Origin of the sequence: Stenotrophomonas maltophilia, assembly GCF_047497515.2 — a bacterium.
GTDB lineage: Bacteria > Pseudomonadota > Gammaproteobacteria > Xanthomonadales > Xanthomonadaceae > Stenotrophomonas.
In genome coordinates this window covers 104,536-129,174 of the sequence record NZ_JAXAXL020000005.1, presented here as the reverse complement: position 1 = coordinate 129,174, position 24,639 = coordinate 104,536, and the positions used below count along the sequence as shown (strand labels likewise).

The window sequence follows — 24,639 nt, the reverse complement described above, 5'->3', positions numbered from 1 at the left end:
GTGGATTCAGGGCTGTGCAAGCTGACTCAATTCGGCAAAGAAGGTATGCATATCTTGGGGTACCTCTCCATAGGTTAGATTCCTGGCGACGTCTTCTCTGCTTACGCGGAATTTTTTAAGAACGGAGTTTCCGCTTATGAATATTTCTTTCCCATGCGCATCACGGATTGGTAGTGCGATATCGCTAGCTGTTGGATCAGCAGGGATAACAAGAGCGTGCTCGGCGAAGAAGGCGGTGACATCGCCTTGAGGTGATCCAGCTGCGCGAGCTATGGCGCTCGTGCAGAGGAGATGGTTCTCAATGTGCCTACGCCGCCATTTCATGGCTTTGAAATGGGGTTGTTTGGAAGTGAAAGACTTGTCGATAAGATCATTACCGACCGTCGCATGTGGCTCATCGTCGCGATCCCGAATGCTGATTGCCCGAAGACCAGGAATCTCCGCCAACAGCTGGAGGTAGAGTTGCTGCCTCTCGCCGGCAGATCCCGTCCAGTACCAAGGGACAACGTTCTTGGGCCACGCAAAGTTTGCTTGTTTAGCGATTAGCTGGAGGAAGCGCCAATCGCTCTCGGCTTCCAAGATCAGCATACGTCTGTGCTCCATCAAGGAGTGCAGGGTAGGGGTCTGGATCGTCCCAATCCCGCCAAGAACCTTGACTTTGCCCACTTCCTCTTGGAGGTACTTTGCCTTTCTTTCTGCGACAGCCAGAATTTTCCCATGATCGTAAAAGCGAATCAGTTCAGGAGAGTGTGTGGCCATCAGTACTTGCTTGTTGCGGAGGCTTGCAACGTGCCCGAGGGACATAAGCAGCTCCCTCTGCAGGGTCGCGTTCAGATGTGCATCCGGCTCATCGAGAAGAACGACGTCGACATCGGGTGAGAGTGCGAGGGCGTACACGCTCAGCCATTGGAGGAAGCCACTTCCCTCCACCATAAGGTCTCTTGGAGTGTATTTGGGGTGTCGCTTGAATGTGTCACCCTTCAGTTCACCCTTGGCGCTCTCTACACGAAGGTAGCTGTGAAATCTCTCGTTGAAAGGAACGACCCTCAAATCAGTGGCAAAGATGGACTGCATCGTGCGTAGCAGGATCTCCCAAGGGTCGTTCGAGCGCAGCCATTTCAGCGAGGAATCCTTCAACTTTCTGCTGTTTCCACGCAGGCGTTCACGTTCCCTCCTGTTGTGTTCGTGCAGATCGAATAGGACGTTGCGAATGACTCCACCCGATAGGCCTTGGCCTATCAGACGTTCTCTCATGGCAGGAGTCAGTCTGCCTTCACGATCAGTGATGCCAGCGAATGGCGGTAGATATCCCACTCGCGGGACGTTGCCATCGATCGGCTCGCCCTTTGCGTTGACGATCTCAGCAGCTACCAGATTCGTTGAAGTGGTTCGCACAAAGAGACGATCATTGGCCTGTGACAGACCTATCTCCAAGTGCCGCTCCTGTTTGTCGGGCAGGTCCCAATAGACGCCAATCTTCAGTGTATAGCCGTCGGGCTCGTCGTCCTTGCTAGTCTTCAGATTGGTCCAGAGATGGCTGAGCGATGGAATTTGCATCGGCGTGAAATCCGCAATACCCATGCCCAGGCCAGTTTTGTTCTTGGTTTGCAGCCAGCTGGATCGCCCTTTCTCGATCTCTAGCATAGTCTTGCAGAACTGCCAGATAGCGAGAGCTTGCAGAATCGAGGACTTGCCGGAGTTGTTTCCTCCAACAACAAGCGAAAGGCCTTGATCAATCTCTATCTCTGTGTCCCGAAACTGCTTAAAGCGATGTAGCGTGATCTTCTTTATATGCATGTATCCCCCCTAGAAATTTTTCATTTCCATTTGCGACGAAGTCAATGCTCAGCCGATTTCGTTCGGCGAATTCTCCGTACCCGCTACCGTAGCAGGAGGCGGAATGGAATTGGAGTGACCTAGGAGCTGGAGAGAAGATGCGCTCCCTTCAGTCTGACGGAGTAGGACAACTGCGCAGCAGGGGTAGCTGGCTAGAATTGTGTCCAATGTTCCACCACGATTGCCAGATTCTAGTTGGCGGCGCTCTATCGGGCAGACGAAGAGAGATCCTTGCATGCTGCGCAGTGTTGAGGGCAGCACATTGATTGATTTGGTTGACGGATTCGTCTGCATCGCCGCCATCTCTCAAAAGCAATGGGCCGATGTGCTTGAGGTCGTTCGCAGAGCCAAACCAATTTCGATATCATCAGATAGTCAAGAAAATCACCTCAAACGGTGGCGAGGACATGAACGCAATTGATCGAGATATCCTGATCGTCGGCTTGTTTATCGCTTCTTTTGCCGTCTTCTTTGTCGGGTGGGCCTGCTGGCTCGCTGCGCGTCGGCGGCCTTGCCGGCGATCTGAGCGGAAGGTCTGAGTGAGCCTCAGGGCTATTCACGCCTAGATCTTCTTGGTCTCAGTGCCGCTCGCCCAGGCTACTCGGGGCGTACCCCTAGTCGGTGCCCGAGAGTGTTCCCATAGTTGGGACGCCGATGTGTTCCCATAGTTGGCGTTCAAGTGCCCAACTATGGGCACGTGGCTACACGCTGCGCAGGCGGAGTTCCCTGAACGGGAGCCATATTTATACACCAGTCAGTTCAATATTCAGGGTCGATTAGACCCCCTAACGGATAATTCACACCTGTCGACCGCCTCTTCTCTCTCCCCCTCCCGGGAGGCGGTCGACGAAACCAAAATAATTAAAGGTGTGTCCCGATGAACAAGAATTCGCTGCTTGCCCTGGGTCTTCTGGCTGCTCTGCCGTTCGCTGCATCGGCAACCGACGGCCTGTCGTACAACTACGTTGAAGGCGGCTACGTGAACACCGATGCCAAGGGCGGCGACGCCGATGGCTGGAAGGTGAAGGGTTCCGTTGCGGTGCACCCGAACTTCCACATCTTCGGCGACTACAGCGCGCAGGAGACCGACAAGTTCAAGAATGACGTCGACCAGTGGCGCCTGGGTGTCGGCTACAACTACGGCATCGCACCGAACACCGACCTGGTGGCTCGCGTTGCGTACCAGAAGTACGACATGAAGCATGGCCTGGACTTCAACGGCTACTCCACTGAAGTGGGCGTGCGCACCGCGTTCAACCCGTACGTGGAAGGCTACGTGATGGCCGGCTACGAGGACTACACCAAGAAGCACGGCATCAACCCGGACGGCGAGTTCTACGGCCGCGTCGGCGCCACCGCCAAGTTCAACCAGAACTGGGGCCTGAGTGGCGAAGTGAAGCTGGCCAAGGCCGGCGACCGCGAGTGGTTCGTGGGCCCGCGCTTCACCTGGTAACAAACGCCTGTCGTTAGTGCGTGTTGTGCTGGCGTGTGACTCTCTCTCTCTCCCACACGCCAACCGAAGCCCGGCCTCGCGCCGGGCTTCACTTTTTTGTGGACCGCAGCGGCACCATTACGCGGCGTGGAGCGGGCATACTGGGGCCGAGCCAGGAAGAGTCCACCGCATGCTGATCCCCCTCTCCGCGTATGTGCAGCAGGCCGATGGCAGCACCGTGCAGGTGGTGGTGCTGGACGCAGGCGTGCACGAGGCGCTTCAGGCGCTCGGCTTCGAGGGCGTGCTGCCCACCCTGCGTGCTGAAGTGGGCGACGACCTCGGCAAAGCCCGGCTGTTCGCCGCACTGCGTGATCTCGGTGTAGCGTTCTCGGCCGGCCGCGAATGGAGCCCGGCCGAGGTGTTTGCCTGGCTTCGCGACCGTGGCCTGCTTGAGGGTGCGTATCTGCGCATCGCCTGGACCCATCCACAGCAGTACGACGTCTGCAGCGACCCGTGATGCGCCCTGGCTGATACAGCCCTAGCGGACCGGCTTGCGATAGGCCTCTGACAGCACGGCCTTGTACTGCGCCAGCGGTTGCAGCCCCATGGCCTGGCGGCGTGCGTCCAGGCCGTCCATGTCTTCGGTAGGGCGCAGCTCCATCGTACCGTCGCCGGCGGTGGTGAACTGGCTGCCGTAACGCTGCGGCTTGCCCTGCGCGAGCAGTACGCGATCGGTCAGCAAGGCCAGATCGGGAAGGTCGGCCTCGCCGCCCTTCGCCGCGTGCTCGACCAGCGGCAGCACCTGTGCCTGGAACGCGGGATCGTGATCGGCATGCTGGACGATCAGCCACGCCGCCTTGGCCCCGTCATGGCCGACCTGCGAATACGTCGGCCAGCCTTTGTCGGCAATCACGGACTTCAACCAATCGGCATTGGCCCGGGCTACCGGTGCCACGCCCTTGAACGCATCGCCAACCCCCGCGTCGATGGCCACATGCTGGGCGGCCTGGTCACGTGCGGCGCGCTCCAGCAGCTCCCTGCGCAGCGGCGCGTCCAACTGCGCGAGGCGTTGCCGCTCGGCGGCTTCCACGCGCCGCCGCATGTCCGGCCACGTTGGATCGGCACGCAGGGCATTCAGGCCCGGGCGATCCTTGTGCAGCAGATCATCGAATGACAGGCGTCCGCTGGGTAGCAGTTGGTTCACGTAGACCATCGCCTGGCTGCGGTCGCCGGCAGCGGCCGTGCATTCCACCAGCAGCAGTTCGCCACCGTCGGGAAAACGATCGCCGCGCTGCAAGAGATCGCCGAGCAGTCGCGCACACCCACTGAAATCATCGGCGCCGTAGCGGTCGAGGGCGGTGAAGAAGGAATCCTCGACTGCGGCATGCGCACGCACTGGTGTGCTCAACAGCAGTGCGAGGGCGACGATTGCGACGGGCGCGTGCAGCCACTGCATCGATGCGTAGGACATCGGCTTCTTCCTCCGTGAAGTGCATGGACGGCCGTTGCCGCCGGCCGAATGGATGCAGGCTAGCAGTGTCGTGCTCCCGTCTCAAACGGACGCGGCATCGGCTGCGTACTGAGAACCGCTCCGTCGCCGGCCAGGGGCTTCGGCTATGATCGCCCGCACATCGCCACGCGCGATGCGCCCGCCTCAAGCCAGCAGCAGGAACCGCCGTGAACTCCCAGCCCGCACCGATCACCGCCCTCAACCACACGCTCGACAACGAGCCGCAGCAGATCACCGCGCCGCTGACCCACTCGGCCGCGTTCCTGGTGCTGAAGGTGAAGGATGACGCGGCTTCGATCGCGAAGGCACGCGAGGTTCTGGCCAGCACCGACGACCTGATCAAGAACACGGCCATCCGCGAGATCGAGCGCACCTTCACCTGCAACGTGGCCATCGGGCATCGCGTGTGGCAGCCGCTGGTCGGCACCACGCCGCCGCGCGAACTGAAGCCGTTCCGCGAGATCAAGGGCGCCACCCACACGGCGGTCTCGACCCCGGGCGACCTGCTGTACCACATCCGCGCGCGCACGATGGACCTGGTCGTGGCGTTCGAACGCAACCTGCTGATGGCCTTCGGCGATGCGGTGGAGGCAGTGGATGACGTGGCCGGTTTCCGTTACTTCGATGGCCGCGACCTGCTCGATTTCGTCGACGGCACCGCCAACCCCGAAGGGCTGTCACTGCCGGAAGCCACCATCGTCGGTGACGAAGACCCGGAACACGCCGGCGGCAGTTACGTGGTGGTGCAGAAGTACCTGCACAACCTCGATGCGTGGCGCGCGCAGAAGACCGAGGCGCAGGAAGCGATCATCGGCCGCACCAAGCACGACAACATCGAGCTGGACGACGCGCCGGCCGATGCGCAGAAATCGCACAAGACGCTGTGCACGATCGAGGACGCCGACGGCGAGCACGAGATCCTGCGCGACAACATGCCGTTCGCCACGCCGGGCCATGGTGAGTACGGCACCTACTTCATCGGTTACACGCGCCGCCTGTGGGTGATCGAGACGATGCTGGAGCGGATGTTCATCGGCAATCCGGCACCGCTGCACGACCGCATCCTCGACTTCTCCACCGCCGTCACCGGCGTGACCTTCTTTGCGCCCGCGCGCAAGGTGCTGGCCGATCTGGGCGACTGATTGCCGGGTACGCGGCCGGCGGTAGATCCACGCCATGCGTGGATGGATCAACCGGCTGCCCAGAACAGCCACGCATGGCGTGGCTCTACTTCATCCCCCGCGTCGCGCCCACGAAGGTATCGGCCGATCTGGTCCAGTAGATCCACGCCATGCGTGGATGGATCAACCGGCTGCCCTGAACAGCCACGCATGGCGTGGCTCTACCTCGCCGCCATCTGCCTGTCATCTACGACGCCGACCATGGCGCGCTGGATGGGAGCGCAGGAGGCAGGCGATGGCCATGGCAGGGAACAGGACCGGCGCACGGCGCTGGTGGCGGCCGTTGGCCGCGGTGTTCGGCGCGCTGGCACTGGGGAGTGCCAGCGTTGCCGCGCAGGAAGCCCCTGCGCACTGGATGGCCTATGCCGCCGCCGTGGGCGGCCAGTTGCAGCAGCGCCTGCAGCAGGAGCAGGACCCGCAGGCGCAGCGTGTATTGGAATGGCTGCAGGCCCATCCGGACGCGCCGACGCCGCTGCCGGTCAGCGTGTGGATCGCGGCGGACGGCCGCATCTCGAAACTGGAATTCGACAGCCTCGGCGACGCCCAGGTCGACGCGGATCTGCGCGCGACCCTGCAGGCAGCGCCGTTGCAGGCGGCACCGCCGGCCGACATGCGCCAACCGCTGCGGCTGGGCCTGGTGCTTACCCGGTAGATCCACGCCATGCGTGGATGCGCCTGCTGGTGACCCCTCAGCCACGCATGGCGTGGCTCTACCGTGGATGGCCAGCGCACAGTCTGGCCCTCCTCATCAACGTACGGGTACACCCTGCGGTTCGCGTGCGGCCGCGCTCCATGCGCGCAGGCCGAACACGGCCAGGCCCAGGAAAAACACGTACAGCGCCGCGGTCACGTGCAGCGACTTGAACAGGTAGGCGCCCACATAGACCACGTCCACTGCGATCCACACCCACCAGCAGGCCACATGGCGGCGCGCCTGCCACCACTGGCCGACCAGGCTCAGCGCGGTCAGCATCGCGTCCAGCCACGGCAGCGCGGCATCGGTGAAGGTGTGCATGGCCGCGCCCAGCGCCACGCCGCCGCACAGGCCGATGGCCAGGTCGCGCAACAGCTTGCTGCGGGCCAGCGGCACGATGCGGATGCTGCCCTCATCGGCGGCGTGCTGGCGCCAGTTGAGCCAGCCATAGACCAGGAAACCACCAAAGGCGACCTGCAGCAGGGTGTCCGAGTACAGCTTGGCCTCGGCGAACACCCACCCGTACAGGGTCACTGACAGCAGGCCGACCGGCCATGCAGACAACCGGCGCCGGGCCATCAGCCACACACCAAGCACGCTGCACAGCGCGGCGGTCCACTCGAGCACGACGCCGTTCACAGCGCGAACGTCACCGACAGGCGCGCCTGTCGCGGTGCGCCGGGGAACAGGTAGTAGTCACCGCCGCTGCTTCCGGTATCGCGCCAGTAGAAGCGGTTGAACACGTTGTCCACCGACAGGTTCCAGGTCACCGCACGTTCGTGCAGGCGATGCTGGAAGCGCAGGCCGGCATCGAACACCGAGTAGTCCGGTGCACGCACGCCGCCGTCGGCACGTGCGACGTTGGCAGCGGCGTAGCGCCAGCCACCGGTCGCCTCCAGGCCCTGCACGAACGGCAGCGCGTAGGCCACGTGCACACTGGCGCGCACCTTCGGCACGTTCACCAGCTGATGGCCTTCATAGGACGGCGTGCCGGTATCGCGCGCGCGCGCCTGCAGCACGCTGGCGCTGGCCACGATCTGCAGCGCATCGGTCAGCTGGCCATTGGCGGTCAGCTCAAGGCCGGTGTGGGTCTGCGTGCCTTCCTCGACGAAGGTGTAACCGACCTCGCTGCTGTCCGGCTTGGCGTACTGGTACGGCTGCGAAATGCGGAACAGCGCCGCGCCCAGCGTCAGCGCCTCGACCGGCACGTACTTCACGCCCACTTCCAGCTGCCGCGACTGCACCGACGGCAGGAAGGTATCGGCATTGCTGGTCCAGAACGGCGCTTCCTGGCCCAATGAAATGCCGCGCACGTAGCTGGCGTAGGCATTGAGCTGGTCAGTCGCCTTCCACACCAGCGCGGTCTGCGGCAGGAAGCGCGACAGGCGGCTGTGGCGCTGTGGGGTGCCGCGCTTGTCGTACGCGCGTTCGTCCAGGCGCACGAAGCGACCACCGGCCAGCCACTGCCAGTCGTCACCGAAGCTCATCCGGTCCAGCGCGAAGAATGCGGTCTGGCGGCTGTCCAGGCGTCGCGCGGACGGGCCGGGCATCTTCGGCGAGGGCTCGAACACCGGCACCTGCGCGTCGTGGACGTTGCTGGTGCCGACGTACTCGTTGACGCTGGGCCGCTTGTCCACGGTGCGGCGGAAGTAGTCGGCGCCCACGGTCAGCTGATGACCGACGCTGCCGGTCTCGAAGCGGCCGCGCAGTTCGGCGCGCGCCTGCTGGTTGCGGCGGGTGTCATCCGGGCTGCGGTAGTCGTAAATGTCGTAGTCGCCATTGGGCGCGAAGTAGTTGCCCGGCACGCTGCCATCGGCGCATTGCACGGCGTAATAGCAGCCGTAGGCGAAGGCGACGTTGTCGTCGATCACCGAGCGGCTGTGGCCGACCGAGACGCGCGACTGCCACGCGTCGTTGAAGTCGTAGGTGTGCAGGGCGGTGATGTTGGTGCTGGCGATATCCACCGGGCGCTGCCACGGCTGGTAGCCGAGCAGGTACTCGCGGTCGACGCCGCGCGGCAGGTCACGCGCGCCCAGCAGCTGGTAGCCGGACACCGAGCGCTGCGAGCTGGTCTGGTAGTTGGCATCCACTTCCAGCTTGCCGCGCTCGCCGATCAGCCAGTCGGCGGCCAGCGAGTAGAAGTTGCGGCGGCCATCGGCGTGCTCGACGTAGGAATTGCTGGAATCCCAGGCGGCGTTCAGGCGCAGGCCGAAGCGCGGGGTGATCCAGTGGCCGACATCGACGGCGACGTAGCGCGAGCCTTCCGAATCGGTGCCCAGCGTAGCGGTGCGTACTTCGGCAGGACGCTTGCCGATGTAGTTGATGATGCCGCCCGGCGCCATCACGCCCGCGGCCAGGCCGGCTTCGCCCTTGAGGATCTCCACCGCCTGCACGTTCTCCAGTGCCAGGCGCTGTTCGCCGGCGATGGACAACCCGTTGAAGCGATAGCCGGTGGCGGCATCCAGCGCGAAACCGCGGATGGCGATGTTCTGGTAATAGCCCACGGGCGCATACGCATCACCCAATGAGGCATCGTTGCTGGCCAGCTCGGACAGCGAACGCACCTGGCGGCGATCAAGGTAGTCGCGCTCGAGCACGTTCACCGAAGCCGGCGTGTCCTTCCACGAACCGCCACCGAAGGCATTCACGCGTGAGGTATCCGCCTTCGGTTTGCCGGCCTGCACGCGCACCGCCGCCAGTTCGGTGGGCGAACGTTCGGCGCCGGTGGCAGCCGCATCGGGGGCAGCGTCGGCCTCGCTGGCATGCAGCGGCAGCGCGGCGCAGAGGGCGAGGGAGAGCAGGGTGGGGCGCAGGCAGCGGTTCATTCGGTTCGTCTTCGGACAACAAGGGAGACGAAGCGACGGCGCGCAGGTGCACGGCCCATGACGGGGGTGTGGCTGCGGCTCAAAGCTCCCTACGCCGGTGCAAACCGGATCAGGTTCCAAGGGACTCTCTCAGCCTGGCAGATCCAGGCACCCCCGCTTCAGGTGACCATTTCACTACAAATGGTACGGATTTGCGAGCGCCGCCCGGGGTCGGATCCCTTTCCGCAGGAAAGGGCTCTGCCCCCCCAACCGGGGATTTCATCGACGCATGGCGTCGATCTACCCAAACGCATGCAGTCCGACCCGGGGTCGGATCCCTTTCCGCAGGAAAGGGCCCTGACCTCCCAACCGGGAGATTTCATCGACGCATGGCGTCGATCTACCCGGACGCATGCAGTCCGTCCCAGGGTCGGATCCCTTTCCGCAGGGAAGGGCTGTGACCCCCCAACCGGGGATCTCATCGACGCATGGCGTCGATCTACCGAGGCGCATGCAGGCCGACCCGGGGTCGGATCCCTTTCCGCAGGAAAGGGCTCTGACCCCCAACCGGGAGATTTCATCGACGCATGGCGTCGATCTACCGAGGCACATGCAGGCTGTTCCGGGGTCGGATCCCTTTCCGCAGGAAAGGGCTCTGACCCCCAACCGGGAGATCTCATCGACGCATGGCGTCGATCTACCGAGGCACATGCAGGCCGACCCCAATGACGCGTCCCCGGCGGTGCGCCAACCGGGTCACGCGGCCGCGTGCAGGGCCTGCAGCAGCGCCTGCCCGGGCGGGCTGTGGAACCATGCCGGATGGCCCAGCATGAAGGGCTGCCAGGCCACGTCGGCGTTCGCGGTCGAGCCGGTGACACCTTCGAAGTACTCCACTTCGGACAGTGCGAAGTCGAAATGCACCATCGGCAGCAGGTCGGCCAGCAGGTGCACGCGCGTGGCCGACAGCGGCAGCACCTGCCGATAGCCATCGAGCAACGCCAGCGCGATGTCGATGCGCACCGCCTGCATGCCGCGCTCCAGTTCCAGCCACGCCACCGCATTGCGCTCGATTGCGGTGGCGAGGTCGAACAGCGCGCTGGTGGGCGAAGCCAGCCCGAAATCCAGCACGGTGCTGACCTGCCCGTCGTGCCACAGCAGGTTGGAGACGTGCCAGTCGTTGTGCGCCCATAGCCGGGGTTCGTCGCGCAGGCGCTCGGCCAGGCCGCTGTGCCAGGGCAATACATCGCGCCGAAGCTGGGCTTCCCACGGGATGCGTGCGAGGTAGCGTGCCAGCGAGGGGCGCTCGTGCAGCTCCGCCGTGATCGCTGCAATCGGATCATCGGCACGGATCAGATCGTCGCGCGCAACCAGCAGATGGGTGCTGCGCTGGGGCGCGTGGTAGCTGGCCGCAGCGTGGTGCAGTCGCGCCAGCGTGCGGCCGGCTTCGCGGGCCTGTGCAACATCGGTCAGCAGCGACCACGACACCGCATCGCGGTACAGGTCATCGCCCACGCCGAGGGCGTGCAGTTCAAAGGTCCACTCGCCGTGCTCGATGGCGGTATGGCCATCGGCTGCTGCCAGCACCTGTACCACCGGCACGCCCGCCGCTGCGAGATGGGCAATGAAGCGGTGCTCTTCTTCCAGGCAGGCCGCGCTGCGCACGCTGTGGTGATGGCGCTTGATGAACACCGCGCCGTGCGCGCCGTCGACAATGGCGGCGGCCGACAGCGGCCGCGGGCTGTGCCAGCGCGGCTGGCTGTGCTCGCCGAGCTGCGGGTAGTGCGCGCGCAGCCCGCCGATGTCCCGTGCGCTGATCGGTGGCCAGTCAGCGGCGACCTCGTCGTTGTTGAGGCCCTGCACGCGGTGGGAGGAAGAAGTCATGCCGCAGCCCGAGAGGGGAAAGTCACATCCAAGGCTGCGCATTCAACGCCATGACCGCGGCCAACGCAAACGGGCGGGTCATCGACCCGCCCGTCACTGCACCCGCACGCGCTGTGCCGTGCAGCCGCTTACCAGCCGCGATGGCGACCGCGATCGTTGTAGTAGCGGTTGTCGTAGTAGCGATCGCGCTGCCAACGACGGTCGTCACCGCGGTTGTAGTAACCGCTGCGGTAGTAGCCACGGTCATAGCGGCGGTCGTAGCGGTTGTCGTAGTAGCGGTTGTCGTAATAGCGACGGTCGCGGCGGTCGGAGGTGGTCAGGTTGCCGATGGCACCACCGGCCACGGCGCCACCGACGGTGGCCGCAGGGTCGCCGTTGGAGAGCAGGTTGCCCGCCACGCCACCGACCACGGCGCCGACCAGGGTGCGCTTGTCCTTCCTCGACATCGCGCTGGCATCGCTGACCACGGCAACACCGGCTACCAGTGCCAGGGCCATCGCCAGACCACGGAAGCTGAGTGTGGAAGTACTGAGCATGTTCGGTTCTCCTGTGAGGTGCATGCCACGCTGGGCAGGGAGGGCGCGGGGCGCCCCAGCTGCCGTGGAGACCACGCTGGCGTTCCAACATTGCCGGAACATTGCCGGGTCCACCGGGCGGCTTGCGTATTCATCTAGCGGCAGGTGGCATGAAGCAAGCCTGAAAGTGGCTGCGGCCGCTCAGCCGGCAGTTGGGAAAGCGGCGGCGAGTGCCAGGCCGCACCCTTGTGCGCCAAGGCTTTCGGGACTCAGGCCAGCATCACTTGGTATCTCCGGCGGGCGGGCTCCAGCCGGTGTTCCTGTTGCTGGTGCAGCAGGATCGGTGCGCGGGTCATGCGCGCGCGATCTCAGATGTTGCCGTCACGCAGGTAGTCGAACAGCTCGGCATCGCCTTTCAGGCCCAGCTTGAGCATGGCGTCGCCCTTCTGCCGGCTGATGGTGCTGACACTCTTGTGCAGCTGCAGGGAGATTTCCTTTACCGTCATGCCGGTGCCGAGCAGCCGCAGCACCTCCACCTCGCGCGGTGACAGCGGCTTGCCGTCGCCCTCGCGCATTCGCCAGCTGCCGGCCGCCTCCACCCGCTCGCGCAGGCTGCGGCTGATGTAGCGCTGGCCGCGGTAGACCGCCTGGATGGCCTGCGGCAGTTCGTCCATCGACGAGCTCTTGTCGACCAGGCCGAGCACTCCACTGTCGAGCACCATGCGCAGGATCGCCAGGTTGTTGGAGACGCTGAGCATCAGCACCGGCAGGTCGGGATAGCGGCGGCGGATCATGCCGATCATGGCGAAGCCGTCCGCCTGGGGGCTGCCGGGCATGGAGTAGTCGGTGACCAGCAGGTCGCAGGGCTGGCTGCCGAGCAGGGTCATCAGCGCCTGTGCGCTGTCGGCTTCGCCGACCACCCGGCCCACCCCGCTCGACTCGATGACGGCACGGGTACCGATACGGACCACCGGGTGGTCGTCTGCGATGATGATGCGCAAGCTCATGCTCTAGTATGACCACGGGCAGGCTGGGCCGCGACCATCGCGGTCCCTGGCAGGATTCTAGGAGATCGACGCCGATGCGTAGCTGGGCTGTTCGCGGGCTGGTCCTGCTGCTGGCCGTGATGATGCTGCCGGTTGCCCTGGCACAGGCTGTGCCGGGGCCGTTGCCGCTCAGTCCGATGCAGCGCGAGTATCTGGCGGCCCATCCGAGCATCGTCGTGGGGCAGTATGACAGCGGCTGGCCGCCGTTCGAGTCCCTCCGTGATGGGCAGCTGGTCGGCCTGGGGCCGGATTATCTGTCGCTTCTCGCCCGTCAACTGGGCGTGAAGGTTGAGTCTCGTCGCTATCCCGATTGGACCACCGTGCTGGATGCGGCATGTCGTGGCGAGATCGACGTGGTGATGAACATCGGCCTGAGTGCCGACCGCACCCGTTGCATGGTCTACACCACCGCCTACGCGGAGGCCCCGCTCGCCATCGTCGGCCGGCCCGGGGATCTGCGCGCCTCGGAAACACCCGACCTGGATGGGCTGCGGGTGGTGATCGAACAGGACTTCCTGACCGCGGGCCAGGTGCGCGCACGGTTCCCGCGTGCGCGACAACTTGTCGTAAACAGCACTCTGACGGCGCTCCAGATGGTCAGAGACGACAAAGCAGACGTCTATATCGGCAATGCCTACGTTGCCACTGACCTGATTGCCAGCCAGCACCTGCAAGGGGTGGTGCTGTTGCGTCCCAGCGATCTGCCCCCTGAACGCCTGCACTTCGGCATCCCCAACAGCAAGCAGCCGCTGGCTGAAGCGTTGGATCTGGCCCTGGCGGCGACCAGCCAGGCTCAGATCGACGCCCTTGCCCAGCGCTGGCTGCCGCCGCCGAAGTGGTCGGCGCCGGCACAGCTGGCGCTGAGCCAGGCCGAGAAGCGGGTGCTGGAGCAGCCGCTGAAGATCGGCTTCGCCCCCAACGCCGCGCCGCTGTCGTTTGCCGACAAGGACGGCCGGCCCAGCGGCCTGGCCAGCGAGTACCTGCAGCAGTTGATCCAGGCCGGTGCCAACCTGCAGCCGGAGAACAGCCACGACTGGTTCGATGTACGCGAGAAGGCACGCCGTGGCGAACTGCAGGCGGTGATGGGCATTCCCGCCGACTCGCGCTACCTGGGCCCGGACTGGGTGTTCAGCCAGCCCTTCATCAGCGTGCCGAACGTGATCGTCAGCCGCCAGGACAGCCCGGCCCTGCTGGGGCTGTCGGACCTGCAGGGCAAGCGCGTGCTGCTGTCCGATCCCGAGCGCGTGCGTGGCTATGTGTTGCAGCAGGCGCCACAGGCCAGGATCATCGCCGCGCGCAGCGCCGAACAGGCCCTGCAGCGGGTCAGCGATGGCGAAGCCGACGTCTACGTGGGCAACCTGGCGCTGGTCGACCATCTGCTGCGCAACCGTTTTCCGGGGCAGCTGCAGGTGGCTGCCCCGGCGGGTTTCAATGACCAGCTGGTGCTGGCGGTGCAGCGCCGCCATGCCGCCCTGGCCACCACCTTCGACCGCCTGCTGCTGCAGATGCCCCCGCGCAAGCGGGAGGCGCTGCGCGGCGACTGGTTGGCGGTGGAATACCGCAGCGGCGTCGACTGGACCACCGCGCTGCGCTGGGGCGTGCCGCTGCTGCTGGTGCTGCTGACCGCACTGCTGGTGCATGGCATCGGCTACTGGCGCCTGCGCCGCGAGGTGGCCGGGCGCCGCCATCTGGAACAGCGCCTGGCCGAGGTCACCGACAACCTGCCAGCAGTGGTTTACCAGGCCCGCCGCGAGGCCGATGGCACGCTCAGTTTCCCGTTCATTGCCGGCGATCTGCAGGCGTTGTTTGGCATTACCCGGCAGCAGGCCGAGCAGGATGCCAAAACCCTGCTGGAGCGCATCGAAGAGGACGATCGCGCGCGCATCCTGCAGGCGGTGGAACAGGCGGCGTGGCAGTTCGCACCGTTGATCCTCGAATTCCGCCTGCGTACTGAAGGTCCTGGCGCGCGCTGGGTGCGCAGCGAGGCGCATCCGTATGCGGCCGAAGCCGGCGCGGTGACCTGGAGCGGGTACTGGGTGGATGTCAGCGAAGCGCGCGCACAGGCCGAGGCGCTGACTGCGGCCAAAGCCGAGGCCGAGCAGGCGGCCGATGCGAAGTCGCGTTTCCTGGCCACCATGAGCCATGAGATCCGCACGCCGATGAGTGGCGTGCTGGGCATGCTGGAAGTGCTGGCGCATTCGCCGATGGACGCCGAACAGAAACGCATCCTCGGTGCGATCGAGGACTCGGCGCAGATGCTGCGGCAGATTCTCGACGACATCCTCGACTACTCGCGGCTGGAGGCGGACGCGCTGCGCCTGGAACCGGTGCCGCAGCGGTTGCGCCCGTTGCTGGAAAGCGTGTGCCGGCTGCTGTCGGCGCAGGCCAGCGCGCGCGGGTTGGCGCTGCACGTGCAGATCGACCCGCAGCTGGCCGCGGCCCACGAGGTGGATGGCGTGCGCCTGCGCCAGATCGTGTTCAACCTGCTCAGCAACGCCATCAAGTTCACGGCGCAGGGGGAAGTGCGCCTGCAGGTGGAGGTCGTGGGGCCGACCACCGAGGAGGGTGGCCAGCCCCTGTGCCTGAGCGTGACCGACACCGGCATGGGCATCGCGCCGGAACAGCTGCAGCACCTGTTCGCGCCCTTCACCCAGGCCGGCGCCTACATCCAGCGCGACCACGGTGGCACCGGCCTGGGCCTGAGCATCTGCCAGCGCCTGGTGCAGATGATGGACGGCGAGCTGACGCTGCACAGCGTGCTGGGTGAAGGCACGCGCGCCGAGGTGCGCTTTTCGCTGGTCGAAGCCGGCAGCGGGGATGTTGAAGCGCTGGATGCCGAGCAGGAACAGGCCGCCCTGCTGCCCGCTGCGCTGCGCCAGGCGCGGGTGCTGGTGATCGAGGACCATCCGACCAACCAGGCGATGATGGCATGGCGGTTGCAGCAGCTGGGCGTGCCGCATGTACTGGTGGGTGATGGCCAGCAGGGGCTGGACCGGCTGTCGGCGGAGCCCTTCGATCTGGTCATCACCGATTGCCGGATGCCGGTGCTGGACGGTTTCGCGTTTACCCGACTGCTGCGCGAGCGCGAGGGCCGCACCGGGCAACCCCGCTTGGTCGTGCTGGCGTTGACGGCCAGCGTGCTGGACGACGACGCGCGCCGTTGCCGCGAGGCGGGCATGGATGCGGTGCTGGCCAAGCCGTTGTCACTGGCGACGTTGCGCGCGGCGCTGCTGCGCTGGCTGCCGCAGGCCCAGGGCCAGTCATTCGAAGGGCCGGCAGCGCAGGAGACCGCCCGCGACGATGCCGCGCTGCCCGACATGGCGGCGCTGCAGCAGCGCTTTGGTTCACGCGCGGTGGCCGAGCAGCTGCGCGACAGCCTGCTGCAGGCCAGTGAAAGCGATCTGGCCGCTGTGCAGCGCGCGCTGCAGGCCGGAGACCGCGCGACCGCTGCGCTGCACCTGCATCGCCAAGCCGGTGGCCTGGGCGCGGTGGGCGCGACGGCGCTGGCCGCGCAGGCCAATGCACTGGTCGAACGCCTGCAGGAGGCGGACGACACCGATCCGGAAGCGGTGTCCGCCGAGGTCGTGGACTTCGTGGCGCGGCTGCAGCTTCAGCTGCAGCGCCTGGCTCACTGAGCGGATTGCTGCTGCAGGTAGGCGATCACCAGCGCGCGGCGTTCGGCGCTGGGAAAGGCGTTGTACATGCGCGTGCCCGGCACCAGGTGGGTGGGCGACTGCAGGAACGCATCCAGGGTCTGCGCGGTCCAGGTGAGGTTGGCGCGGCGCATGCCGTCGGAGTAGCCGTAGTCGGGCAGGCTGCCGGCGCGACGGCCGATGATGCCGTGCAGGTTCGGCCCGAAGCGGTGGATGCCTCCGGCTTGCACGGTATGGCAACCGGCACACAGTTCAAACGCGCGCTGCATGGCCTGCTGCTGCGCCTGTTCGGGCGTGGCCGGGGCAGCCGGTGGGCGCTGGCAGGCGCTGCTGGCGAGCGCCATGGCAACGGTGATGAGCAGGCGGAAAGCGCACATGGGCGGGCAGGATAGCGCCACGCCGGGGCAACCGGGCTGCGACACGCGGTCGCAGCCCGGCGCGATCACATGCCCGAGTAGTTCGGGCCGCCGCCGCCCTGCGGGGTCACCCAGACGATGTTCTGGGTCGGGTCCTTGATGTCGCAGGTCTTGCAGTGCACGCAGTTCTGCGCATTGATCTGCAGCCGCGCATCGTTGCCGTCGCCGACGAACTCGTACACGCCGGCCGGGCAGTAGCGCGCTTCCGGGCCGGCGTACTCGGCCAGGTTGACCTTCACTGGAATGCTCGGGTCCTTCAGCGTCAGGTGGCTGGGCTGGTTCTCGTCGTGGTTGGTGCTGCTCAGGAACACCGAACTGAGGCGATCGAAGGTCAGCACGCCATCCGGCTTCGGGTAGGTGATGCGGGTGTGCTGGGCCGCCGGTTCCAGGCAGGCGTGGTCCGGCTGGGTGCGGTGCAGGGTCCACGGCGGATTGCGCACGCCCAGCTTGGGCAGCAGCCACTGCTCCACGCCGGTCATCAGCGTGGCTACGGTCTGGCCCTTCTTGAACCACTGCTTGAAGTTCTTGGCCTGCTGCAGTTCGGTGAACAGCCAGCTGGCCTCGAAGGCCTGCGGGTACGCGCTCAGCTCATCGTGCTGGCGGTCAGCGGCCAGCGCGTCGAAGGCGGCGTCGGCGCACAGCATGCCGGTCTTGATCGCCGCATGGCTGCCCTTGATGCGGCTGGCGTTGAGGTAGCCGGCCTCGCAGCCGACCAGCGCGCCACCGGGGAACACCGTCTTCGGCAGCGACAGCAGGCCACCGGCGGTGATCGCGCGCGCGCCGTAGCCGATGCGGGTGCCGCCTTCCAGGTGCTTGCGGATGTCCGGATGGGTCTTGAAGCGCTGGAACTCCTCGAACGGGCTCAGCCACGGGTTCCGGTAGTCCAGGCCGACCACGTAGCCAATGGCGACCTTGCCACCGTCGGCGTGGTACAGGAACGCACCGCCATAGGTGTCGCTGTCCAGCGGCCAACCTGCGGCGTGCACCACCAGGCCCGGCTCATGCTTGGCCGGGTCGATCTGCCACAGCTCCTTGATGCCGATGCCGTAGGCCTGCGGGTCCTTGCCTTCGTCCAGTTTGTAGCGGGCGATCAGCTGGCGGCCGAGGTGGCCGCGCGCACCTTCGGCGAAGATCGTGTACTTGGCCTGCAGGGCCATGCCGCGTTCGAAGGCCGGGCCGATGCTGCCGTCCTTTTCGATGCCCATGTCGCCGGTGGCCACGCCGATCACTTCACCGTTGTCGCCATACAGCACTTCGGCGGCGGCGAAGCCCGGGAAGATCGCCACTTCCAGCGCCTCGGCCTGCTGCGCCAGCCAGCGGGTCACTTCGCCCAGGCTGATGATGTAGTTGCCTTCGTTGTGGAAGCACTCCGGCAGCAGCGCGTGGGGGGTGCTGCGCGAACCAGTCTCGCTGAGGAACAGGAATTCGTCGCGGGTGACCTTCTGCTTCAGCGGTGCACCGCGCTCGGCCCAGTCCGGGAACAGCTCGGTCAGCGCGCGCGGGTCCATCACCGCACCGGACAGCACGTGCGCACCCGGCTCGGAGCCCTTCTCCAGCACGCACACCGACAGTTCGCGGCCGGCCTCGACCGCGCGCTGGCGCAGGCGGATCGCGGTGGCCAGGCCGGCGGGGCCGGCGCCGACGATCACCACGTCGAATTCCATTACTTCACGCGGGGGCAGGGCGTTGGCTTCAGCGCTCATCGATTGCATGACTCGTGGGTAGGGCCGGCATCGGGGCCACCGGCGGTGCCTGGAAATCGCGCGTGCAGCCACGAGCGAAACGGTTGTTTGAATGTGTCAGGGTAACGGGCCGCGCGTGATCGAGCTAGATCGCCGATGTTCACATCCCGATTGCTGCATTGCAGCGTAGCTGCCGCCGCTCTGGTGGGTGCCGAGCTTGGTCGGCACGCTCTGCCCGGATGACCGACAATGGCCCGGTCCTGACTGCGCGTGAGTGCCATGGCTTTGCATCCGTACGATCTGTTCGATGTCCGTTCCCTGCTCAACGAGGAAGAGCGCGCGGTGCAGGAAAGCGTTGCCCGCTTCACCAACGAGCGGGTGCTGCCGATCATCGGCGACGCCTTCGACCAGGCGCGTTTCCCGTCTGAACTGGTACCGGAGATCGCCGCGCTCGGCCTGCTCGGCGCGACCCTGCCGGCCCAGTACGGTGGCGGTGATCTCGGTGCAGTCAGCTATGGCCTGATCTGCCAGGAACTGGAGCGCGGCGATTCGGGCCTGCGCAGTTTCGTGTCGGTGCAGAGCTCGCTGTGCATGTACCCGATCTACGCCTACGGCAGCGAGGAACAGCGTCAGCAGTGGCTGCCGGCGATGGCACGTGGCGAGCTGATCGGCTGTTTCGGCCTGACCGAGGCGCATGGCGGCTCGGACCCGGCCAGCATGAAGACCCGTGCCGTGCGCGATGGCAGCGACTGGCGCATCAGCGGCAGCAAGATGTGGATCACCAGCGGCCCGGTGGCCGACCTGGCCATCGTCTGGGCGCAGACCGAAGACGGCATCCAGGGCTTCGTGCTTGAAAAGGGCATGGCCGGCTTCACCACCCAGGAAATCAAGCACAAGATGAGCCTGCGCGCGTCGCTGACCGGCGCCCTGTTCTTCGACGACGTGCGCGTGCCCGACAGCCATCGCCTGCCGAACGTGAAGGGCTTGAAGGGGCCGCTGGGTTGCTTGAACCAAGCGCGTTTCGGCATCAGCTGGGGGCCGATCGGCGCGGCCGTTGCCTGCCTCGATGAAGCGCTGGGCTATGCCAAGGAACGCGTGCTGTTTGGTCGTCCGCTGGCCGCCACCCAGAGCGCACAGATCAAGCTGGCCGAGATGGCCCGCCGCATCACCACCGCGCAGCTGCTGGCATTGCAGCTGGGTCGGTTGAAGGAAGCGGGCCAGCTGCAGCCGCAGCAGGTGAGCCTGGCCAAGTGGAACAACTGCCGGATGGCGATCGACATCGCCCGCGAGTGTCGCGATCTGCTCGGCGGCGCGGGTATCACCACCGAGCACGTGGCGATCCGGCATGCGCTGAACCTGGAATCGGTGATCACCTATGAAGGCACCGAGACCGTGCACCAGCTGGTGATCGGCCGCGAACTGACCGGCATCAACGCGTTCTGAGTGGTGCGGGGAACACCATCCACGCATGGCGTGGATCTACTGCACATGGCGTCTACCACGGTCACTCGAGGTGTGCTTTGGTAGGTGCCGACCTTGGTCGGCACAGTACTTCGGCGCGCGACCGGGCATCGGTGCGGACCAAGGTCCGCACCCACCATGAGCGGTCCGCACCCACCAGAAGAGGTCTGCGGCGTTACGCGCCGCCGGCAAACCCATGCTGCCGCCACGCCTCGTACATCACCACGGCCACGGTGTTGGAAAGATTGAGGCTGCGGTTGTCCGGCCGCATCGGCAGGCGCAGGCGGGCGCCATCGGGCAAGGCATCGAGCACGTCCTGCGGCAGGCCACGGCTTTCCGGCCCGAACAGGAACGCATCGCCATCTTCAAAGGCCACGCTGTCGTAACGCACGCTGGCCCGGGTACTCAGGGCGAACAGCCGCTTCGGCGCGATCCGCGCCAGCGCGGTGTCCAGGTCGGGGTGCACCTGCAGGCGCGAGTACTCGTGGTAGTCCAGCCCGGCGCGCTTGAGCTGCTTGTCTTCCAGTGCGAAGCCGAGTGGCTCGACCAGGTGCAGCTGCGCGCCGGTGTTGGCGCAAAGCCGGATCACATTGCCCGTGTTGGGCGGGATTTCCGGTTGGAACAGGATCACGTGGAACTGGGGCGCGGCATTCATCGGCGCAGTGTACCTGCGACGGCCGCCGCCTTTACGGCGCACGCCCTGCGCAAGGCAGGGCGGCACCGGTTACGGGCGCAGCAGGACCTGGGCGGTTTCGGTGGCCAGGGCCTGCAGGTCGGCAGCGCTCGGGCGCACCTGCAGGGCCGGCAGGTTGACGATCACCTGGTTGGCAACGCTGGTGGCGGCCGCAGCCAGGGTGGCGGCGTAGCGCTGGGCTTCCTGCTCGGCGGCCAGGGCGACGCGCTGTTCCAGGCTCGGACGGACTTCCACCGAGGCCAGGGTGGTGATCGGCATCGCGGCGGCGACCGGAGCGGCGGCATAGCCGTTGCGCTCGGCCAGCTGGTCGACACTCGGGCGAACTTCCACGGTGGCCAGGGTCGGGATGCCGCTGGCCTGTTCCCAGGCCTGCTGGGCCAGCTGGTCGGCGGCCGGGCGGACCTGCACGGTGTCCAAGGTCTTGATGGATTCGGAGGCCTGCACCGACGAAACAACCGCGGTGCCGGCAATCAGGGCGATGGCGATGGCAATGGTCTTGGCGTTCATGACGGGGCCTGTTTAGTGTTGGTGATCAGTGGTGTGGTAGTAAGGTAGTACACCGATTCTGGGCTTGCAAGGAAAATTTTCGATTTCCTGCATTTGTTCAGTCTTCAGTCAGCTTTCGTCTGAAGCCCTTCCTGGCGCAGGAAGTACCAAGCAATCCCCGTGCCAACTTTTAATCATTGATTTACAAGGGTTTTTGTTGGGTGGGAAAGTGTCCGCTGGGCGGACACCTGTCCATTCGGCCTGCCGCGGACACTGTCCGGACGCGGGGAGCAGGCGCATGTGACCGTCCCTTCCCGGCCGGAAAGGGGTATCGATGGCGCAGAGGGACAAACACCCCCAGTGACTGCCGACCGATTCCTGCCGCTGCGCGCGCAGGCTAGGATCGGGGTTCACCTATGTGACCAAGGATCTGGATATGTCTTTCGCCGTTCGCCCGCGCGCTGCATTGCTGGCTGTCGCCCTCAGCACCGCCCTGGGCACGCTAGCGCCCACCTCCGCGCTGGCCGCCAAGCCGGCGGCACCGGCCAAGGTCGATATCCCGTATGAGCAGTTCACCCTGCCCAACGGCCTGCGCGTGATCGTGCATACCGATCGCAAGGCGCCGATCGTCGCGGTCAACGTCTGGTACCACGTGGGCAGCAAGGATGAGCCGGCCGGCCGCACCGGTTTCGCGCATCTGTTCGAACACCTGATGTTCCAGGGCAGCGAAAACCACGACGGTGAATTCTTCGAACCGTTCAAGCAGGTCGGTGCCACCAACCAGAACGGCACCACCAACACCGACCGCACCAACTATTTCGAGAACGTGCCGACCACCGCGCTGGACATGGCGTTGTGGATGGAATCGGACCGCATGGGCCATCTGGTCGGTGCGATCGACCAGGCCGCGCTGGATGAGCAGCGTGGCGTGGTGCAGAACGAGAAGCGCCAGGGCGAGAACCAGCCGTACGGCCAGGCCTGGGACCAGCTCAACAAGGCGCTGTACCCGGTCGGCCACCCGTACCACCACGGCGTGATCGGTTCGATGAACGATCTCAACGCCGCGTCGCTGGATGACGTGAAGACCTGGTTCCGCACCTGGTACGGCCCGAACAACGCGGTGCTGGTGCTGGCCGGCGACATCGACCTGGCCACCGCCAAGGAGAAGGTCGCCCGCTACTTCGGCAGCATCCCGGCCGGCCCGACCATGGCGCAGCCGGCGGTGAACGTGGCCAAGCGCAGCGCCGACACCCGCGAGACCATGACCGACAAGGTGCCGCAGGCACGCATCTACCGTGCCTGGAACGTGCCGCAGGTCGGCACCACCGACATCGACCAGCTGCAGCTGTTCGCGCAGGTGCTGGGCGGTGCCAAATCCTCGCGCCTGAGCCAGCGCCTGCAGCACCAGGACAAGCTGGTGGACAGCATCGGCTCGGGCCTGTCGTCGTCGCAGCTGGGCTCCAACTTCCTGATCGTGGCCACGGTCAAGCAGGGCCAGGACCCGGCGAAGGTCGAAAAGATCATCGACGAGGAACTGGACCGGTTGATCAAGCAGGGCCCGACCGCCGCCGAACTGGAACGTGCCAAGACCGGCGCCCGTGCCGGCTTCATCCGCGGCATCGAGCGCATCGGTGGCTTCGGCGGCAAGGCCGACGCGCTGGCCGAATGCGCGGTGTTCACCGGCGACCCGGGTTGCTTCCGCACTTCGCTGGCCAACATCGAAAAGACCACCGCTGCCGATCTCAGCCGCCTGGGCGCGCAGTGGCTGGACAAGGGCAGCCACACCCTGGTGATCGCACCGGGTGAGCGCGTGGCGCTGAAGGAAGAACCGAGCCAGGCGCCGAAGCCGTTCAACGTGCCGGCGGTGGACCCCAAGTACAGCACCCTGCCCGAGCAGGTCGACCGCAAGGCCGGCGTGCCGCAGACCCGGGAATTCCCGCAGCTGAAGTTCCCGGCGCTGCAGCGCGCCACGCTGAAGAACGGCACCCAGGTGATCCTGGCCGAGCGCCATGAGATTCCGGTGGTGCAGTTCAGCTACCAGTTCCCGGGCGGCTTCAGCGCCGACCAGGGCCGCAAGCCGGGCACCGCCAACTTCACCATGAGCCTGATGACCGAAGGTGCCGGCAAGCTGGGTTCGCTGGCCTTCGCCGATGCTGCCGACGCACTGGGCGCCAGCCTGGATGCCTCGGCCGGGCTGGATTCGATGAGCGTGGACCTGTCGGCACTGAAGGAGAACCTGGCACCGTCGCTGGCGCTGTACCGCGACCTGCTGCGCGAGCCGCGCTTCGAGCAGGGCGAGATCGACCGGGTGCGCGCCACCTGGATCGCCGGCATCCAGCAGGAGAAGGTCAACCCGGGTGCGGTGGCGATGCGCGTGCTGCCGCCGCTGCTGTACGGCAAGGGCCACCCGTACGCGATTCCGTTCACCGGCAGCGGTGACGAAGCGGCGATCAACGGCCTGACCCGCGAAGACCTGGTCGACTTCCACCACGACTGGCTGCGCCCGCAGAACGGCACCCTGATCGTGGTCGGTGACACCACGCTGGCCGAGATCGTGCCGCTGCTGGACAAGCAGCTGGGCGACTGGAAGGCCAGTGGCGACGCCCCGCAGGTGAAGGCGGCCACCGATGTCGCGCTGCCGAAGGGCCCGCGCGTGTTCCTGATCGACCAGCCGGGTGCGGTGCAGGCCAACCTGTTTGCCGGCCAGGTGGTGCCGCCGTCCAGCGCCGCCAGCTCGACCCGCTTCGATATCGCCAACGGCGTGATCGGTGGCGACTTCACCTCGCGCCTGAACATGAACCTGCGCGAGGACAAGCACTGGTCGTACGGCGCGCGCAGCAGCGCGACCAGCTCGGTGGGCCAGCGTCCGTGGATGGCCAGCGCGCCGGTGCAGATCGACAAGACCGGCCCGGCGATGGCGGAAATGCGCAAGGAGATCGCCGCGTTCGCCGATGGCAGCAAGCCGGCCACCGCCGACGAGGTCAACCGCATCCGCAACATCCAGACCCTCAGCCTGCCCGGCGCCTACGAGACCGCCAGCGCGGTGGCAGCGACCATCGGCTCGATCGTGCAGTTCAAGCGCCCGGACGATTACGTGCTGCGTCGCAAGGCCGAGATCGAGGCGATGACCCCGGCACAGGTGCAGCAGGCGGCCGCCGAGATCAAGCCGCAGGCGCTGACCTGGGTGGTGGTGGGTGACCTGAAGCAGACCGAAGCGGCCGTGCGCGCGCTGAACCTGGGCGAGGTGACGGTGATCGACGCCGAAGGCAACCCGGTGAAGAAATAAGGGATGCGCCTGCCCGCCACGGCGGGCAGGCCTCCCCCGGTAGTGGGGGGCGGGGGGGGGGC

Annotated in this window: 19 protein-coding genes and 1 riboswitch; of the genes, 8 read left to right on the top strand and 11 right to left on the bottom strand. The window is 66.0% G+C overall.

The features are described 5' to 3' along the window. Nucleotides 1-6: 6 nt before the first annotated feature. Nucleotides 7-1,797 carry an ATP-dependent nuclease gene (locus ACMZPQ_RS10280; protein WP_014645525.1) on the bottom strand — a complete coding sequence of 597 codons (1,791 nt, stop codon included), beginning with the start codon at nt 1,795-1,797 and terminating at the stop codon, nt 7-9. Between the two features lie 274 nt (nt 1,798-2,071). On the opposite strand from ACMZPQ_RS10280, the gene ACMZPQ_RS10275 reads away from it, so the two are divergent. The 3 genes from ACMZPQ_RS10275 to ACMZPQ_RS10265 all read left to right on the top strand — a co-directional run bounded on the left by ACMZPQ_RS10275 (nt 2,072) and on the right by ACMZPQ_RS10265 (nt 3,785). Further along, nucleotides 2,072-2,257 (top strand): hypothetical protein, encoded by a 186-nt coding sequence (locus ACMZPQ_RS10275; protein ID WP_130768359.1) that lies wholly within the window; start codon nt 2,072-2,074, stop codon nt 2,255-2,257. A gap of 456 nt (nt 2,258-2,713) precedes the next feature. After that, nucleotides 2,714-3,289 (top strand): OmpO family porin, encoded by a 576-nt coding sequence (locus ACMZPQ_RS10270; RefSeq protein WP_197580516.1) that lies wholly within the window; start codon nt 2,714-2,716, stop codon nt 3,287-3,289. Between the two features lie 169 nt (nt 3,290-3,458). Next, entirely contained in the window at nt 3,459-3,785 is a 327-nt protein-coding gene (locus tag ACMZPQ_RS10265; RefSeq protein WP_197580517.1) for a hypothetical protein, read from the top strand. Between the two features lie 21 nt (nt 3,786-3,806). Here ACMZPQ_RS10265 and ACMZPQ_RS10260 read toward each other — a convergent pair whose 3' ends face one another. Further along, nucleotides 3,807-4,739, bottom strand: a complete 933-nt coding sequence (locus ACMZPQ_RS10260) for a DUF6624 domain-containing protein (RefSeq protein WP_197580518.1) — start codon at nt 4,737-4,739, stop codon at nt 3,807-3,809. A gap of 206 nt (nt 4,740-4,945) precedes the next feature. On the opposite strand from ACMZPQ_RS10260, the gene ACMZPQ_RS10255 reads away from it, so the two are divergent. Together ACMZPQ_RS10255 and ACMZPQ_RS10250 are read left to right on the top strand one after the other, a co-directional pair. Beyond that, nucleotides 4,946-5,920 (top strand): Dyp-type peroxidase, encoded by a 975-nt coding sequence (locus ACMZPQ_RS10255; RefSeq protein ID WP_197580519.1) that lies wholly within the window; start codon nt 4,946-4,948, stop codon nt 5,918-5,920. A gap of 274 nt (nt 5,921-6,194) precedes the next feature. Beyond that, nucleotides 6,195-6,611: a hypothetical protein gene (locus ACMZPQ_RS10250; protein WP_197580520.1), complete on the top strand. Its 417-nt coding sequence runs from the start codon at nt 6,195-6,197 to the stop codon at nt 6,609-6,611. Between the two features lie 96 nt (nt 6,612-6,707). Here the strand turns inward: ACMZPQ_RS10250 and pnuC are convergent, their stop codons facing one another. The 5 genes from pnuC to ACMZPQ_RS10225 form a co-directional block, all read right to left on the bottom strand. After that, a complete protein-coding gene (pnuC, locus tag ACMZPQ_RS10245) occupies nt 6,708-7,280 on the bottom strand; it encodes a nicotinamide riboside transporter PnuC (RefSeq protein ID WP_197580521.1) in 573 nt (190 codons plus the stop codon). A gap of 8 nt (nt 7,281-7,288) precedes the next feature. Then, on the bottom strand, nt 7,289-9,478 hold the full coding sequence (locus ACMZPQ_RS10240; RefSeq protein WP_197580522.1) for a TonB-dependent receptor: 2,190 nt from the start codon (nt 9,476-9,478) through the stop codon (nt 7,289-7,291). A gap of 69 nt (nt 9,479-9,547) precedes the next feature. Then, nucleotides 9,548-9,643, bottom strand: a riboswitch (TPP riboswitch). 570 nt (nt 9,644-10,213) lie between these two features. After that, nucleotides 10,214-11,338 (bottom strand): phosphotransferase enzyme family protein, encoded by a 1,125-nt coding sequence (locus ACMZPQ_RS10235; protein ID WP_197580523.1) that lies wholly within the window; start codon nt 11,336-11,338, stop codon nt 10,214-10,216. A 128-nt stretch (nt 11,339-11,466) separates the two neighbouring features. Further along, on the bottom strand, nt 11,467-11,874 hold the full coding sequence (locus tag ACMZPQ_RS10230) for a glycine zipper 2TM domain-containing protein (protein WP_100441212.1): 408 nt from the start codon (nt 11,872-11,874) through the stop codon (nt 11,467-11,469). Nucleotides 11,875-12,221: 347 nt separating this feature from the next. Further along, on the bottom strand, nt 12,222-12,860 hold the full coding sequence (locus ACMZPQ_RS10225) for a response regulator (protein WP_197580524.1): 639 nt from the start codon (nt 12,858-12,860) through the stop codon (nt 12,222-12,224). A 74-nt stretch (nt 12,861-12,934) separates the two neighbouring features. Here ACMZPQ_RS10225 and ACMZPQ_RS10220 point away from each other — a divergent pair, with 74 nt between their 5' ends. After that, nucleotides 12,935-16,534, top strand: a complete 3,600-nt coding sequence (locus tag ACMZPQ_RS10220) for an ATP-binding protein (protein WP_197580525.1) — start codon at nt 12,935-12,937, stop codon at nt 16,532-16,534. On the opposite strand, the gene ACMZPQ_RS10215 is transcribed toward ACMZPQ_RS10220, so the two are convergent. Both ACMZPQ_RS10215 and ACMZPQ_RS10210 read right to left on the bottom strand, forming a co-directional pair. Next, the gene (locus ACMZPQ_RS10215; RefSeq protein ID WP_197580526.1) at nt 16,528-16,929 is read right to left on the bottom strand and encodes a c-type cytochrome; all 402 of its coding nucleotides are present in this window, start codon (nt 16,927-16,929) and stop codon (nt 16,528-16,530) included. The genes ACMZPQ_RS10220 and ACMZPQ_RS10215 overlap by 7 nt on opposite strands. A gap of 65 nt (nt 16,930-16,994) precedes the next feature. Then, nucleotides 16,995-18,671, bottom strand: coding sequence for an electron transfer flavoprotein-ubiquinone oxidoreductase (locus ACMZPQ_RS10210; protein WP_197580527.1), 1,677 nt, complete (start codon nt 18,669-18,671; stop codon nt 16,995-16,997). Nucleotides 18,672-18,929: 258 nt separating this feature from the next. Here ACMZPQ_RS10210 and ACMZPQ_RS10205 point away from each other — a divergent pair, with 258 nt between their 5' ends. Beyond that, the gene (locus tag ACMZPQ_RS10205; RefSeq protein ID WP_197580528.1) at nt 18,930-20,093 is read left to right on the top strand and encodes an acyl-CoA dehydrogenase family protein; all 1,164 of its coding nucleotides are present in this window, start codon (nt 18,930-18,932) and stop codon (nt 20,091-20,093) included. A gap of 193 nt (nt 20,094-20,286) precedes the next feature. Here the strand turns inward: ACMZPQ_RS10205 and ACMZPQ_RS10200 are convergent, their stop codons facing one another. Then, nucleotides 20,287-20,766 carry a tRNA (cytidine(34)-2'-O)-methyltransferase gene (locus ACMZPQ_RS10200; protein WP_004153580.1) on the bottom strand — a complete coding sequence of 160 codons (480 nt, stop codon included), beginning with the start codon at nt 20,764-20,766 and terminating at the stop codon, nt 20,287-20,289. Between the two features lie 69 nt (nt 20,767-20,835). After that, nucleotides 20,836-21,312: an XAC0231 family protein gene (locus tag ACMZPQ_RS10195; RefSeq protein WP_197580529.1), complete on the bottom strand. Its 477-nt coding sequence runs from the start codon at nt 21,310-21,312 to the stop codon at nt 20,836-20,838. A 415-nt stretch (nt 21,313-21,727) separates the two neighbouring features. On the opposite strand from ACMZPQ_RS10195, the gene ACMZPQ_RS10190 reads away from it, so the two are divergent. Next, on the top strand, nt 21,728-24,577 hold the full coding sequence (locus ACMZPQ_RS10190) for a M16 family metallopeptidase (RefSeq protein ID WP_197580530.1): 2,850 nt from the start codon (nt 21,728-21,730) through the stop codon (nt 24,575-24,577). Nucleotides 24,578-24,639: the final 62 nt, after the last annotated feature.

Bases quoted from the DNA above. Each gene is read 5' to 3' on its own strand.
- ACMZPQ_RS10280 (WP_014645525.1), bottom strand. From the start codon at position 1,797: ATGCATATAAAGAAGATCACGCTACATCGCTTTAAGCAGTTTCGGGAC.
- ACMZPQ_RS10275 (WP_130768359.1), top strand. From the start codon at position 2,072: ATGCTGCGCAGTGTTGAGGGCAGCACATTGATTGATTTGGTTGACGGA.
- ACMZPQ_RS10270 (WP_197580516.1), top strand. From the start codon at position 2,714: ATGAACAAGAATTCGCTGCTTGCCCTGGGTCTTCTGGCTGCTCTGCCG.
- ACMZPQ_RS10265 (WP_197580517.1), top strand. From the start codon at position 3,459: ATGCTGATCCCCCTCTCCGCGTATGTGCAGCAGGCCGATGGCAGCACC.
- ACMZPQ_RS10260 (WP_197580518.1), bottom strand. From the start codon at position 4,739: ATGTCCTACGCATCGATGCAGTGGCTGCACGCGCCCGTCGCAATCGTC.
- ACMZPQ_RS10250 (WP_197580520.1), top strand. From the start codon at position 6,195: ATGGCCATGGCAGGGAACAGGACCGGCGCACGGCGCTGGTGGCGGCCG.
- ACMZPQ_RS10240 (WP_197580522.1), bottom strand. From the start codon at position 9,478: ATGAACCGCTGCCTGCGCCCCACCCTGCTCTCCCTCGCCCTCTGCGCC.
- ACMZPQ_RS10235 (WP_197580523.1), bottom strand. From the start codon at position 11,338: ATGACTTCTTCCTCCCACCGCGTGCAGGGCCTCAACAACGACGAGGTC.
- ACMZPQ_RS10230 (WP_100441212.1), bottom strand. From the start codon at position 11,874: ATGCTCAGTACTTCCACACTCAGCTTCCGTGGTCTGGCGATGGCCCTG.
- ACMZPQ_RS10225 (WP_197580524.1), bottom strand. From the start codon at position 12,860: ATGAGCTTGCGCATCATCATCGCAGACGACCACCCGGTGGTCCGTATC.
- ACMZPQ_RS10220 (WP_197580525.1), top strand. From the start codon at position 12,935: ATGCGTAGCTGGGCTGTTCGCGGGCTGGTCCTGCTGCTGGCCGTGATG.
- ACMZPQ_RS10215 (WP_197580526.1), bottom strand. From the start codon at position 16,929: ATGTGCGCTTTCCGCCTGCTCATCACCGTTGCCATGGCGCTCGCCAGC.
- ACMZPQ_RS10210 (WP_197580527.1), bottom strand. From the start codon at position 18,671: ATGAGCGCTGAAGCCAACGCCCTGCCCCCGCGTGAAGTAATGGAATTC.
- ACMZPQ_RS10205 (WP_197580528.1), top strand. From the start codon at position 18,930: ATGGCTTTGCATCCGTACGATCTGTTCGATGTCCGTTCCCTGCTCAAC.
- ACMZPQ_RS10200 (WP_004153580.1), bottom strand. From the start codon at position 20,766: ATGAATGCCGCGCCCCAGTTCCACGTGATCCTGTTCCAACCGGAAATC.
- ACMZPQ_RS10195 (WP_197580529.1), bottom strand. From the start codon at position 21,312: ATGAACGCCAAGACCATTGCCATCGCCATCGCCCTGATTGCCGGCACC.
- ACMZPQ_RS10190 (WP_197580530.1), top strand. From the start codon at position 21,728: ATGTCTTTCGCCGTTCGCCCGCGCGCTGCATTGCTGGCTGTCGCCCTC.